Source organism: Paraburkholderia unamae (genome assembly GCF_003268775.1).
Classification (GTDB): Bacteria; Pseudomonadota; Gammaproteobacteria; order Burkholderiales; family Burkholderiaceae; genus Paraburkholderia; species Paraburkholderia unamae.
Genome location: NZ_QLSU01000001.1, coordinates 381031 through 393366, shown reverse-complemented (window position 1 = coordinate 393366; position 12336 = coordinate 381031). Strand labels below are relative to the sequence as shown.

Sequence of the window (12336 nt, the reverse complement as noted above, 5' to 3'; positions counted from 1 at the left end):
AGCGTTAGCCGCGCCGGTTCGCCGCTCGGTCGGCGAACCATTCGACCACGTGGCGGCCATGCGAGGCAGGCGCTTTGGCGTTGGCGCGCGCGGCGAGGTCGGCGAGCGTGTGCTGCTTGAGTTCCTCGCGCATGCTGCGTTCGGCGGCCTGCATGACCGCGTGGATCGAACAGGTGCCGCGCGTGGCCCATGCGGGCGCGTGGTCGTCGAACAGGGCGCACTGCGTGCGCACTTCGCGGCAGTCGAACAGGCGCTTGTCGCCGTCGATGGCTTCGACGACATCGTGCACCGTGATATCGCTCGCGGGCCGCGCGAGCGTGAAGCCGCCGCGAATGCCTTCGGTCGAGACCACCAGCCCGGCTTTGGCAAGCCGCGTGAACAGCTTGGCGGCGTAGTCGGCGGGCACGCCCTGCATTTGCGCGAGATCGCGCACGCTCGCCTCGCGCACGCCCGCGGGCGTGCCCGCGAGATAAAGCAGGCAGTGCAAACCGTACTCGACGCCGGTGCTGATGAAAGACGAAGTGGCCATGAGCGCTTTACCGCGACAGAATGAATCGGAGTTATGAGCGTATCACGGCGGCGTCACGCGTGGCATCGCGCTAGACATCTCGTGTGAAATCGCATGAGGCGTCAAGCGCGTGCAGCGCCTTGTTTTGCGGCCTGTTTCGCTGCCGCGCGTTCGCGGCCGGCGGCCGGCAGCAAGCCGAGCAGCGTGAGGGCGGGCGAAACCGCGCCGACCAGCCAGTCGGGTTCGGGATGCACGCGCGCGATCACGCGCAGGCCGAGCAGCACGGCAAGCAGATGTTGCGCGGCGACGTCCGCCGCGACCGTGCGCGAGATTTCGCCGCTGCGTTGGCCCGCTTCGAGGCAGCGCAGGAAGAAGTCACGAATTTGCGTGAACTCGGCCGTAATCGCGGCGCGCAGCGTTTCGTCTTCGGGTGTGGCTTCCAGCGCGGAGTTCACCATCAGGCAGCCGCGCTGGTCGCCGTCGTCCAGCGAGCGCTGCACGATTTCGCCGAAGAACGCGGTGATCGCCGTGCCCGGCGACGCCGACGCCTCCAGGCGCGCGATGCGCTCGCGCAGCGTGCGGTCGAGATAGTGCTCGATCACGCGCAGAAAAAGCGCGCGCTTGTCGCCGAACGCGTTGTAGAGGCTCGGCTGCGTGAGGCCCGTGACCTTCACCAGCTCGCGAGTCGAGGTTGCTTCATAGCCGTGCGTCCAGAACGCGGCGCATGCGGCGTCGAGCACCTGGGATTCGTCGAATTCGCGGGGGCGGCCCATGGCGGGCTCCTGTGAGCGGGGATAACGCACATTTTATATCATTCGATATTGAATATGCGAGGCGTCACAGGGTCACGGGCTTGATGGGCCCATTGCCGGATCGCTCACGCTGTCCTTGCCGGTTTCGACGCGCCCGGCGAAACGTCGCGTCACGCCGTTCTCCGCGCTGAGCGTGAAGTCGTACCAGCCTCCCGAAGCCGCGAGCGGCCAGGTCGCCTCGACCGGCTCGCGCCCGCGCAATGTATAGGTCCAGGGGCCGTCGTCGCGATAGGCGTTGGCGGTGACGGTAACGCTCGTTTCGGCGTGCCCGTGATTCGCCATGCTCAGGCCGAGCGCGTTGTTCGCCGCGTCGTCGCGCACGCGCACTTCCGGGTTCGGTCCGTGTGCGGCGGCGCGCACGTTGCCCTCGAACGCGCGATGAAAGCCGTTCGGTCCCAGGACCCACAGGCTGTACGCGCCGTCGCTTCCGGCGGCGGGCGTCCACGTGTCGCTCAAGGTCTTGCCCGCCTCGACGGTGTAGCGGCGCGGTATGGCGTCGAGACGCAGGCGGTCGTACACATGAAACACCACGCCCGCCGTGCCTTCGTTGCCGAATTCGAGTTGAACCCTGTGGCGGCGCGCATCGACGCCGGCGTCCACATGGAGCCGGTAGGGCAGCGCGCGCGAAGGACGTGCGATGCGCACCTGCGTGGGCATGCTTTGCGAGCCGGGCGGCGGCAGCGGCACGCGCTTGAGCGCGCCTTGCTGCACGTTTTGCGCGTCGGCCTGCGCCCGGGTTGGCGCGGGAAAGCCAAGCGACGGCTTTTCGTTCGGCATGCTGAAGTTGAAGGCCGAGCTCAGGTCGCCGAACACCGCGCGGCGCCATGGGCTGATGTTCGGTTCGCGCACGCCAAAGCGCCGCTCGATGAAACGCAGCACCGAGGTGTGATCGAAGACTTCGGAGTTCACGAAGCCGCCCGTGCTCCAAGGCGAGGCGACGATCATCGGCACGCGCGGCCCCGGGCCGAACGGCAGGTCGTCGGGCTCAACGGGCGCGCTGTCGCCGTTCGGGTTCGGCACGCTGAAGTATTCGTGGCGCGTGCTCGCGGTCGACTTGCCGGCGTAGCCGCCGTCGCGGGTGCGCGAAGGCGGGCAGGGCGGCGGCATGTGGTCGAAGAAGCAATCGTTCTCGTCGTAGTTCACGAAGAGCACGGTCTTGCTCCAGATCTCCGGGTTTTCGGTGAGCGTGTCGAGCAGCGTTTGCAGGTAGTACGCGCCCTGGCCCGGCGTCGAAACGGCGGGATGCTCGCAATAGCCCTTGGGCGCGATGATCCAGCTCACCTGAGGCAGCCGGTTCGCGGCAATGTCGTCCTTGAGCGCTTGCAGAAAGCCGCCATCGGCCATCGTGTTGCCGATGCCCTTGTAAAGCGGCTCGCGCGCGTCGAGTTCGCTCGTCCAGGGCAATTCGGGCGAGCCTTCCAGCGCCGCATGAGCCTTGCGATAGCGCGCGAAGCCGACGAGCGGATTGTCCGTGTAGTTGTCCGGCTGGTTTTCGTAGACTTTCCACGTTACGCCGGCCTCTTGCAGACGTTCCGGGTAAGTGGTCCACGTGAGGCCCACGCCGGGCGGCCCGAGATTGTCCCAGCCGTTGTTGTCGACCACCGCGTAGGGCGAGGCCGTCGGGCCGTTGGTGCCGGTAAAGAGGAAGAGGCGGTTCGCATTGGTCCCGCCGTGCAGCGAGCAGTAATAGGCGTCGCAGATCGTGAAGGCATTGGCGAGCGCGAAATGAAACGGCAGGTCGTCGGCCAGCAGGTAGCCCATCGAGGCATTGCCCTTGAACTTCGGCCAATGCGTCATGCGGCCGTTGTCCCAGGCCGCGTGCGCGTCGCGCCAGGTGTGTGCGCCGCCCGCGAGGAGCGCGTTGCCTTTGCGGCTGTCGAGGTGGAACGGCAGGATCGTGCGCGTGCCGTCGCTTTGCTGCCAGATGGTTTTGCCGCCGGTTTTGCCGCCGGTTTTGTCACCGGCTTTGCCATCGGTTGCTCCGCCGGGCAGCGGTATCGTGATGCGGTCAGAGAACCCGCGCACGCCCGGCAAGGTGCCGAAATAGTGATCGAACGAGCGGTTCTCCTGCATCATCACGACGATGTGCTCGACATCGGCAATCGTCCCGGTCGCGTTGTTGGCGGGGATGGCCAGCGCCCGCTGAATAGCGGGCGGAAACAGGCTGAGCGCAGCGCCCGCGGCGGCGGCGCGCAGGAAATCGCGGCGGTCCATCGGTGTCATGGTGAGCAGGCGTTGTTGTCGTTGTGTTCGCGAGCATTAGCATGACACGTTGGCCGCGCAAGTGCACTGAAAAGGGTCGCGCCCTTCTTGTGCGGTGCGATGCGCTGTCGCGGGTAGTGATTCGATATGCTAATCAGTTGGGGGCATGCGGCCCGCCGTTCGGCAGGCTGCGCCACAATCGCCCCTTCAATCGCTCTTGCCACCACCGTCGATGCCCGCGCCTTTGCGCCACACATCCTTGCCTTGCTGCGAAAGTTCGCCGCTGCTGTGGGTGGCGTCGGGCTCGGTGCCGTGCACGGCCATGTCGCCGCCGGGCGGCTCCAGGGCGCGCTGCTTGTCGTGCTGCTTGCCGTGATTGCGCTGCGCCACGCGTTCGTCGTGCGAGCGGCCTGCGTATTCGCTCATGTCGATCCTCCGGAAGGTGAGCGCACCGCTTTACAACGCGATGCGGTTGGGGGTGCGAACCCATGCCGGCGCGAAAACCGGTCGCATCCATCGTGCAGCATCGGTCGTGCCATGCCTGACGAATGCGGGAACGAGTCGATCAGGATGACGAAGCACGCGATCGGCTACAACGATGCTGTAAATCGTTCACGCGTTGCGGGAACGCGCGAGCGCGGGGCGGACGTGAAAGCGTCAGGGCGCCGCGACGCGACGCAGGATATCGAGCAGTTGGGAGACCGCGAAGGGCTTGCGCAGAAAACCCACGACGTCGGCGTCGGCGGGCGGGGTGACGAGCGCGGAAACAAGCACGAGCGGCACGCCCGCGAGCTTGCTGCTGCGCCGCATTTCCCGCATGAGGGCGAGGCCGTCCATGTGCGGCATCATGCAGTCGGAGATTACGACATCGGGCGGATCGTCGAGCGCGCTTTGCAACGCGTCCGAACCGTCTGCCGCGGTTCTGACCCGATAACCTTCCTGACCGACCAGTTCCTTCAGCGCATCGAGCGCGTTGCTGTCATCGTCGACGAGTAATACGGTAGCCATACGTCTTTACCTGAGCGGCGCGGCCGATCGTGGCGGCCGTGCCTTGTTCTACGCGGTTGCGTCGCGGCGGGCCGTGGGCGCCCGGCGATCGTTCGGGAGCCCGCAAAAACCGTTCCCGGGGTGCGCGGCCGCTCGGCCGGGCTCAGCGGCGGCCGGCATGGCCCGGCGTCATGGCGTCATGGGCGCGCAGTTGCGCCGCGACGATCGACGCCGACACCTCGGCGAAGCTGCCGAACGCCTCATCGGGCAACTGGCGAAGCGCTTGAACCACGTCGCTCGGCGCGCCGCTGTGTTCGGCGCTTTCGATCAGCGTGGCGGGGTGCGCGGGCCAGTTCACGCGCTCCAGGGCGAGCAGCACGCGTAGGGTGAGGGCGCGCAGGTCGGCGCGGTTGGCAGCCTCGGTGGCATCGCAAGCGGGGGCGGGCTTCATCGGCGTCTCCTTCGAAGGTCGCCACGCGTCCCGCAGGGGGCATTCCCGCCGCGCGTTTTTACCAGCGCAGCAGGCGTGGGCCGAGCCATGCGCCCACCGCTGCGGGAATCGCCATGCCGAGCAGATACCAGACGGCCCAGAACGGCACCGCCATCTCGGGGCAATGCAGGCAGTAAGCGAGCGTCGCGGTGGCGCTTGCTAGCAGGCCGCCCGCGAAGCCCGCCGCGCGCAGCCGCGTGGGCGCGAGACCGCGCAGCGCCCAGAACACGGCGATGAAACCCGGCACCGAAAGGAACACGATGTTGAGCGGGCACACGCGCCAGGTCTGGCCGAGCACGAGCGGCAGGCGCGCGTGCGCCGGCGCGAGCCACACGAGCACGGCGGCCGCGATCCACACGGCGGCCACGGGCCATGCGATCGCCGCCCACGCATAACCGGGCCGGGCGCCCGGCCGCGCGAGGCGCGTACTCGCGGCGAGCGCGCCCAGGCCTATCAAGAACGGCAGCGCGACCTTGAGCCAGAACACCGGCGTAGCCGCCACGCGCGCGAGGTCGGGGCGCACGCCGAACACGAGCGCCATCAACAGCGTCGAGCCGGCGCCGCCCGCGAGCAGCGCCACGCCGAAGCGGCGCGCGAGCGCGTGGCGATCCACGGGCGCGGCGCCCGTGGCGAGCAGCGTGATGAGGTCCTCTGTCTTCATGATCCGTTCTGAAATTTCAGCGCGAGCGCCTTGAGCCCGCGGTGCACGCCAACCTTCACGGCCGACTCGGAAAGCCCGGTGAGCTTCGCCGTTTCCGTGACCGAGAGCCCCTCCAGCTTCACGTGCAGGATGGGCAGGCGTTGGCGGTCGGGCAACTGCTCGAGCATTGTGCTCAGGTCGCGGCGGGCGTCGGCGGCCTCGGCGTCGCTCGTCGCGAAGATTTCCAGCTCGTCGTCGAGCGGCGTATTGAGCGCCTCGCGGCGCGAGCGCGCGCGAAAGTAGTCGGTCAGCTTGTAGCGCGCGATCGCGTGCACCCAGGCCGTGAGCGGCTCGCCGGGGCGGTACGTGTGGCGTCCGTTGTGCACGGCCAGCAGGATTTCCTGCACCAGATCCTCCACGTCGTCTTGCAGAAAGAACAGCCGCTTGCGCAAAAAGCCGCGCAAGTGGGCGGTGAGATCGGCGAGAAACGCGTGATACGCCGCCGTGTCGCCGGCGAGGCCGCGCACGAACAAGGCCCTGAGCCGCTCCTCGGCGCCGCGCACGAGCTCGTTACCCGTAGTTCGATTCATCTTGGCCGTTGGTTACAGGTTGGTGCGCAAAGGTTTCCGCCGGTCGCGCGGGGGGGCAGGGCGAGGCGCGGGTTGCGGTGCGCGGTACGGCATCTCAGGCATGGTCGCGGCCCTTCGGGGCGTTCGTCAAGTGCGGGGGGTGCGCGGCGGGGTGCCTTCGGGTGTTTCCTTTCCATTGGCTGTCAGTGGCGCGGCGAGGGTAGCGGGCTTCGTGTTGGTCCGCATGCCATTCGTTCGACCGGGCCGCGCGGTTACAGCGCCACGCAAAAATATTTTCCGCTTCGAACGCGCGCTGCGCTGTAACCGCCGCGAGCGGCAGGCCGAACTAGCTGGCAGATCGCCAACGCTGCGTGGCAATGGCGAAGGCGATCGAAACTGCCGTCCTCTTTGTCTGTACAATCGATGGAGTCAATATCATGAGTACTCTTAAGCTTTCCGCCGCCGCCGCAATTCTCGCTACGCTCGCGACGGGTGTGACCGTCGCGCACGCCCAGGGCGCCATGGAGAAGTGCTACGGCGTCGCGCTCGCCGGCCACAACGACTGCAAGGCCGGAGCGGGCACGACTTGCGCGGGCACTTCGAAAATGGATTACCAGGGCAACGAGTTCAAGAACGTCCCGGCCGGCACCTGCACGGGGATCAAGACGCCGCATGGCCACGGCTCGCTCACGCCGATGGAATCCTGAGCCCCTGCCACGTTGCCGCCCCACGATCATGAACACGCTCGACGCCTGCGGCGCCGGTCTCGGCCTCAAGCCGCAGCATTACGACGAAGCGCGCGCCTGCAACGCGCGCGCACTCTGGTTCGAAGTTCATCCGGAGAACTACATGATCGAGGGCGGCCCGCGGCTGGCCTGGCTGGAGGCGGTGCGCGAGCGTCATGCCGTCGCGCTGCACGGCGTGGCGCTTTCGCTCGCCGCCGACGGCGCGCCGGATGCCGCTCATCTCGCCCGCCTGAAGGCGTTGGCTGCACGCGTGCAGCCGGTACTGGTCTCGGAGCATCTGGCGTGGTCCGCGTGGCGCGGCCGCTATAGCCCCGACTTGTTGCCGTTTCCGCGCGACGGCGCCGCGCTCGCGCGCATCGCCGCGAACATCGCGCGCACGCAGGACGTGCTGGGGCGGCGTATCGCCATCGAAAACCCCTCGCACTACGTGCGTGTGGAGGGGCACGAATGGAGCGAGACGGACTTTCTCGCCGAACTCGTGCGCCGCACCGGCTGCGGGCTCCTGCTCGACGTGAACAACGTCTACGTGAGCGCGTGCAACATGGGCTTCGACGCCTATGCCTGGCTCGATGCGTTTCCGGCCGAGGCCGTGCTGGAGATCCATCTGGCCGGCCACAGCGCCGACGCCCAAACGCCGCTGCTCATCGACTCGCACGACGCGCCCGTGGCGGAGCCCGTATGGGCGCTGTATCGCCACGCGCTCGCGCGTACCGGACCCTGCGCCACGCTGATCGAGCGCGACGATCACATCCCGGCCTTCGACGTGCTGCTCGCGGAGCGCGAACACGCGCAGGCGCTGCTCGATGCTCAGGAGGTGCCGGCATGACTTCCTCGCTTGCGCGTTTCCAGGACGCCTTCGTCGCGGCGCTGGATGGCGGTGCGCCGCTCGATGCCCGCGTGGCCGCGCTCGCCGCGCAGCCGGGTTTTGCCGTGTATCGCAACACGGTGTTCAAGGGCTGCGTGGATGCGCTGGCGGCCAATTTCCCCGCCGTCGCGCGCCTCGTGGGCAAGGCCTGGTTCGACGCGGCGGCCATGGAGTACGCGCGGCATACGCCGCCAGAAGACGCCCGGCTCCTGATGTACGGCGCAACGTTTCCGGCGTTCCTGGCGGACTGCGAATCGGCGCGCGAGCTCACCTGGCTTGGCGGCGTGGCGCGGCTCGACCGGCTTTGGTGCGAAGCCCATACGGCGGCCGACGACGTCTCTCTCGACGCATCGGCATTCGTCTCGCTCACGCCCGAAGCGTTTGAACGCCTGCGCGTGCGCACGCACGCGAGCGCGCGCTGGGCGTGGTTCGATGCCCAGCCGGTTCGCACGATATGGAGCGCGAACCGCGCCGGCGACACCTTGCCCGATCCGCTCGAATGGCGCGGCGAGGGCGTGCTGATCCTGCGCCGCTTCGGCGGCGTCACGTGGGCTTCGCTTGGTCCAGGCGCTTGCGCGATGCTCGATGCGTGCGCCGCGGGCGCCACGCTCGGCGAGGCGTTGGAACGCGCATTGTCCGCCGAACCCGGCGCGGACCTCGGCGCGTGGTTCGCGGACCTGGTTTCGCACGGAGCGCTGGCGGCCGCCACGCCGGGTGAAGCCAACAGATCGCAGTCCCAATGAATTCGTAGTCCCAATGAAGCGGAGGATGTCATGGAATCTCATCTCAAGCGGGCGTCGCTCGCCCCCACAACGCCGTTGCTGCGTCTGCGCTCGCTCTGGAACCTGGCGGCGGGCATGGCGTCGCGCTTGATCGGCCACTCGTTTCTCGCGCTCGTTTGCCGCTTCGCCATTGCGGCCATCTTTTTTCTCTCGGGGCGCACGAAGGTAAGCGGCCTGCTCACGATCACGCCCAGCGCCTATGCGCTCTTTCGCGACGAATACCGCATCCCGCTGATTCCGCCTGAAATCGCCGCGCACATCGCCGCCTACTCCGAGCATTTTTTCCCGTTATTGCTCGTGCTCGGACTTGCCACGCGCGGCGCGGCCCTCGCGTTGCTCGGCATGACGACGGTGATCGAGGTGTTCGTCTATCCGGACGCGTGGCCCACGCATCTCTCGTGGGCCGGGCTCATGCTCTATCTCATCGCGCGCGGCGGCGGGCGCTTCTCGCTCGACCGCAAGCTCGGTATCGAGTAAACCCTCTAGATGCGGAGATGCCGAATGTTTTCTCGAAGGATGCCGTAAACTCGGGCATATCCTCAGACCACGCTGTGGGTTGGCCACGCCAAGACCCAGGCACTGCTGCCCATGCTCGATCCGGTCAATATCCTTCTCGTCACGGTGCTTTCGAGCATCATGAGCCTGGCCATTCTCGGCTCGCTGCGGCCTGCGGGTATTCCCGGTGTGGGGCGCTGGATCGGCGCTTATGTGATGGCGAGCGTCGCGCTCCTGCTCGCGGGCCTTCAGCGGCTCGGCGTGCCCGTCCTCACGGTGTTGGTATCGAACGTGCTGCTCGCGCTGGCCGTCGTGCGCGTGCTCGAAGGCTGCCGCCAGTTCTTCGGGCTCAAGCCGCGCGTGCCGCTCGCCTACGCGGGCGTCGCGGCGCTCGCGGCGGGCATCGTCTGGTGGTACTGGGCCGAACCCAGTCTCGGCGCGCGCGTTGCCGTCGTCTCCGCCTTTCATGCCGCCATCTACACGTCGATAGGCTGGCTTGCGTTGCGCTGCCGGCCGCCCGCGCGGCCCGTCTACAGCTACCGGTTCGTGACGCTCTCGGCATGGCTCGGTGCGTTCGCGCATGCGCTGCGCGGCGCCATGTACGGCAGCGGCTTCGTGATGCAACACGGGCTGCTCGACTTCACGCCGCTCAATGTGGCGTGGCTCGCGCTCGGCATTCTCGTGTTGCCCTCGCTGTCCATCGGCATGGTGCTGCTTGCTCACGATCGCATGGCCGAGCGGCTGGAGCGTCTCGCGAACCAGGACGAACTGACCGGCGCGCTCACGCGCCGCGCCTTTCTCGCGCAGGCGAACGCGATGCTCGACACGGCGCGCGGCACAGGAGAGCGGGTGACGCTCGCCATTGTCGATATCGATCACTTCAAGTCGATCAACGATCACTACGGGCACGCGGCCGGGGATCGCGTGCTCGCGCAATTCGGCCGCATCGTGAAGGGCGGCGTGCGGGCCTCCGACGCATTCGGCCGGCTGGGCGGCGAGGAATTCGCGTTGTTCTTTACGGGCATGACGCGCGAGGAAGCCGTGCGGCGTCTCGACGAATTGCGCGTGCTGACGCTGGCCGTGCGCCGCAGCGCCGACACCCACGCGCGCGAACCGGAACATGGCGGCCACGAAGGCCTCACATTCAGCGCGGGCGTGGATGAACTCCAGGCGCAAGACTCGCTTGCTGCATTGATGGCGCGAGCCGATGCCGCGCTCTATGTCGCGAAAACGCGCGGGCGCGATTGCGTGGTTGCCGCGTGACGCTTTTATACGGCTATCCGTCTTTTACCGATTCCCATCCCGCATTTATGCGTTGTGAATGAATGCATTGCGCCCTTTGGCGATGCTTCACTTCAACCTTGTCAATTCTCCATGCGCTTCGCATAGTTGCGTACCTCGAACGCATAACACCGCTGTTTTTAAACGATAATTATCAATGGCGCGACTGACGTCGCATGCAGCGTGAATCGGTTTTCGCTGCATGACGTGCTGGGTCTCGATAACCTTCGTGGCGCGCCTCAAATTTTCGAGCAGGCATTTTTTCCCTTGTAACCTGTGACGATCACGCGAAGCGAGATCCGTGCGGATAGGAAGGTGCCTGCCAGCGGCGCCCGGTGCCCGCATTGGTTTTCGGATTCGCTTCGCGCTTGCGCACGGATCCGCACCGCACTCAAGCGCGCTCTGGCGCCGCCGGCCGGGACTGCCCCCCGGCTGCGCGCCGCGACTCACGCGCTCGCCAGTCATTGCAATACCCACATTCAAATGCCCGTGGCCGGGACCTTCACGCCATGCCTCATTGCGCGTGGGGTTTCGCTGCGGGCGCATTACGGGACTGACCTCCGGAAACCATTCTGACAACACACGTCGCGTCCGGAGGCGGCCTTTAACCACAAGGAGCCTGAGATGAAAGTTGGCAGCAACTGGCGTAACGCACAAAACAACGACGCGGCATTGCCCGCATTCCTCGCAGCGCGTGTCGATCGGTATTACACCGAACGCGTGCAGGAGAGCTGGGCCGGGGGGCACATCATGAAGGGACGCGTGGCGGATATCGATGCCTTGCATCTTTCGAGTAATGATTACCTTTCGATCGCGCGGCATCCCGAGATTCTCGATGCAATGTGCATGAGCATCCGCTCGGAAGGCAACGGGCTTTTAATGTCGGGCGTATTCCTGCACGGCGACGATTGCCCGCAACTCGTACTCGAAGATCGCTTCGCTTCCTATATGGGTGCCGAAGCCAGCGTGATATGCCAGTCGGGGTTCGCGGCGAACACGGGGCTGATTCAGTCGATCGCGAATGCGCAGACGCCGGTGTATGTCGACATGATGGCGCACATGTCGCTCTGGGAAGGCATTCGCAGCGCGGGGGCGCGCGCAATCAGTTTCTTCCACAACGATGTCGATCACCTGGAGCAGCGCATCCAGCGCTACGGGGCGGGGATCGTGATCGTCGATTCGGTGTACAGCACGAATGGCAGCGTCGCGCCGCTCGCGGCGATTGCGGACGTGTGCGCGGAGCACGACTGCGTGCTGGTTGTCGACGAGTCGCATTCGCTCGGCACGCACGGTCCGCACGGCGCGGGGCTCGTCGCCGAGCTGGGGTTGATCGACCGCGTGCATTTCCGCACCGCCAGTCTTGCGAAGGCGTTTGCGGGGCGCGCCGGCATCATCAGTTGTTCGCGCCGTTTCCAGGAGTATTTCAAGTGCGAGGCATTGCCCGCCATTTTCAGCTCGACGCTGCTGCCTCACGAAACAGCGGGCCTCGCGGCGACGCTCGACGTGATCGAGCGCGAAGACTGGCGGCGTGCGCGCGTCGCGGCTAATGCGCGTTACGTGCGTTCGCGGCTTGCCGAGCTCGGCTACAACCTCAACGGCAGCGAAACGCAGATCATCGCGCTGGAAGCCGGGCCGGAACCGCAGACCATCGTGCTGCGCGACGCCCTCGAAGCGCGCGGCATCTTCGGCTCGGTGTTCTGTGCGCCCGCAACGGCACAGAACCGCTCGCTCGTGCGGCTCTCCATCAACGCGGCCATGAGCGAGCAGGAGCTTGAGCGCCTCGTCGATGTATGCGAGGACATTCGCGACGAAGTGCAGATGTGGAACTGGCCGTCCACGCGCCGCAACGAGCGCCACGCGGGCCGTGCGCGCGTGCGAGTGCCGCAGGCGGTGGTGAACATGCCGCTGGTGGCCGTGGCGGCTTGATGTCGAAGCAATAAAGGCGGCGTGGAGCGAGAC

General features: G+C 66.7%; 14 protein-coding genes. 6 read left to right on the top strand and 8 right to left on the bottom strand.

The genetic code is table 11. The features are described from left to right. Window positions 1-4 precede the first annotated feature (4 nt). From C7401_RS01615 to C7401_RS01580, 8 genes are all read right to left on the bottom strand, one after another. On the bottom strand, window positions 5-529 hold the full coding sequence (locus C7401_RS01615) for an RrF2 family transcriptional regulator (RefSeq protein ID WP_112169587.1): 525 nt from the start codon (window positions 527-529) through the stop codon (window positions 5-7). A gap of 101 nt (window positions 530-630) precedes the next feature. After that, window positions 631-1281: a TetR/AcrR family transcriptional regulator gene (locus C7401_RS01610; RefSeq protein WP_112169586.1), complete on the bottom strand. Its 651-nt coding sequence runs from the start codon at window positions 1279-1281 to the stop codon at window positions 631-633. A 72-nt stretch (window positions 1282-1353) separates the two neighbouring features. Beyond that, window positions 1354-3543: a phosphocholine-specific phospholipase C gene (locus C7401_RS01605; protein ID WP_112169585.1), complete on the bottom strand. Its 2190-nt coding sequence runs from the start codon at window positions 3541-3543 to the stop codon at window positions 1354-1356. 186 nt (window positions 3544-3729) lie between these two features. Further along, a complete protein-coding gene (locus C7401_RS01600) occupies window positions 3730-3948 on the bottom strand; it encodes a hypothetical protein (protein ID WP_112169584.1) in 219 nt (72 codons plus the stop codon). A gap of 231 nt (window positions 3949-4179) precedes the next feature. Beyond that, window positions 4180-4530 carry a response regulator gene (locus C7401_RS01595; RefSeq protein WP_112169583.1) on the bottom strand — a complete coding sequence of 117 codons (351 nt, stop codon included), beginning with the start codon at window positions 4528-4530 and terminating at the stop codon, window positions 4180-4182. 142 nt (window positions 4531-4672) lie between these two features. Next, on the bottom strand, window positions 4673-4960 hold the full coding sequence (locus tag C7401_RS01590; RefSeq protein WP_112169582.1) for a DUF2795 domain-containing protein: 288 nt from the start codon (window positions 4958-4960) through the stop codon (window positions 4673-4675). Between the two features lie 58 nt (window positions 4961-5018). Further along, on the bottom strand, window positions 5019-5660 hold the full coding sequence (locus C7401_RS01585) for a DUF1109 domain-containing protein (protein WP_112169581.1): 642 nt from the start codon (window positions 5658-5660) through the stop codon (window positions 5019-5021). Beyond that, window positions 5657-6229, bottom strand: coding sequence for a sigma-70 family RNA polymerase sigma factor (locus C7401_RS01580; protein ID WP_112169580.1), 573 nt, complete (start codon window positions 6227-6229; stop codon window positions 5657-5659). Before C7401_RS01580 ends, C7401_RS01585 begins: the two co-directional genes overlap by 4 nt. 416 nt (window positions 6230-6645) lie before the next feature. Here C7401_RS01580 and C7401_RS01575 point away from each other — a divergent pair, with 416 nt between their 5' ends. From C7401_RS01575 to cqsA, 6 genes are all read left to right on the top strand, one after another. Next, window positions 6646-6915 carry a BufA1 family periplasmic bufferin-type metallophore gene (locus C7401_RS01575; RefSeq protein ID WP_112169579.1) on the top strand — a complete coding sequence of 90 codons (270 nt, stop codon included), beginning with the start codon at window positions 6646-6648 and terminating at the stop codon, window positions 6913-6915. Window positions 6916-6943: 28 nt separating this feature from the next. Next, complete coding sequence (gene bufB / locus C7401_RS01570; protein WP_112169578.1) at window positions 6944-7780, top strand: MNIO family bufferin maturase; 837 nt, start codon at window positions 6944-6946, stop codon at window positions 7778-7780. Beyond that, window positions 7777-8562: an HvfC/BufC N-terminal domain-containing protein gene (locus C7401_RS01565; protein WP_112169576.1), complete on the top strand. Its 786-nt coding sequence runs from the start codon at window positions 7777-7779 to the stop codon at window positions 8560-8562. Before bufB ends, C7401_RS01565 begins: the two co-directional genes overlap by 4 nt. A 30-nt stretch (window positions 8563-8592) precedes the next feature. Then, on the top strand, window positions 8593-9078 hold the full coding sequence (locus C7401_RS01560) for a DoxX family protein (protein WP_112169574.1): 486 nt from the start codon (window positions 8593-8595) through the stop codon (window positions 9076-9078). Between the two features lie 111 nt (window positions 9079-9189). After that, complete coding sequence (locus C7401_RS01555; protein ID WP_112169572.1) at window positions 9190-10359, top strand: GGDEF domain-containing protein; 1170 nt, start codon at window positions 9190-9192, stop codon at window positions 10357-10359. A 642-nt stretch (window positions 10360-11001) separates the two neighbouring features. Then, window positions 11002-12303, top strand: a complete 1302-nt coding sequence (cqsA, locus tag C7401_RS01550) for an alpha-hydroxyketone-type quorum-sensing autoinducer synthase (RefSeq protein ID WP_112169570.1) — start codon at window positions 11002-11004, stop codon at window positions 12301-12303. The last annotated feature ends 33 nt before the right edge of the window (window positions 12304-12336 follow it).

Excerpts from the sequence above, each read along its gene's own strand:
- C7401_RS01615 (WP_112169587.1), bottom strand. The coding sequence starts at position 529 with ATGGCCACTTCGTCTTTCATCAGCACCGGCGTCGAGTACGGTTTGCAC.
- C7401_RS01610 (WP_112169586.1), bottom strand. The coding sequence starts at position 1,281 with ATGGGCCGCCCCCGCGAATTCGACGAATCCCAGGTGCTCGACGCCGCA.
- C7401_RS01605 (WP_112169585.1), bottom strand. The coding sequence starts at position 3,543 with ATGACACCGATGGACCGCCGCGATTTCCTGCGCGCCGCCGCCGCGGGC.
- C7401_RS01600 (WP_112169584.1), bottom strand. The coding sequence starts at position 3,948 with ATGAGCGAATACGCAGGCCGCTCGCACGACGAACGCGTGGCGCAGCGC.
- C7401_RS01595 (WP_112169583.1), bottom strand. The coding sequence starts at position 4,530 with ATGGCTACCGTATTACTCGTCGACGATGACAGCAACGCGCTCGATGCG.
- C7401_RS01590 (WP_112169582.1), bottom strand. The coding sequence starts at position 4,960 with ATGAAGCCCGCCCCCGCTTGCGATGCCACCGAGGCTGCCAACCGCGCC.
- C7401_RS01585 (WP_112169581.1), bottom strand. The coding sequence starts at position 5,660 with ATGAAGACAGAGGACCTCATCACGCTGCTCGCCACGGGCGCCGCGCCC.
- C7401_RS01580 (WP_112169580.1), bottom strand. The coding sequence starts at position 6,229 with ATGAATCGAACTACGGGTAACGAGCTCGTGCGCGGCGCCGAGGAGCGG.
- C7401_RS01575 (WP_112169579.1), top strand. The coding sequence starts at position 6,646 with ATGAGTACTCTTAAGCTTTCCGCCGCCGCCGCAATTCTCGCTACGCTC.
- bufB (WP_112169578.1), top strand. The coding sequence starts at position 6,944 with ATGAACACGCTCGACGCCTGCGGCGCCGGTCTCGGCCTCAAGCCGCAG.
- C7401_RS01565 (WP_112169576.1), top strand. The coding sequence starts at position 7,777 with ATGACTTCCTCGCTTGCGCGTTTCCAGGACGCCTTCGTCGCGGCGCTG.
- C7401_RS01560 (WP_112169574.1), top strand. The coding sequence starts at position 8,593 with ATGGAATCTCATCTCAAGCGGGCGTCGCTCGCCCCCACAACGCCGTTG.
- C7401_RS01555 (WP_112169572.1), top strand. The coding sequence starts at position 9,190 with ATGCTCGATCCGGTCAATATCCTTCTCGTCACGGTGCTTTCGAGCATC.
- cqsA (WP_112169570.1), top strand. The coding sequence starts at position 11,002 with ATGAAAGTTGGCAGCAACTGGCGTAACGCACAAAACAACGACGCGGCA.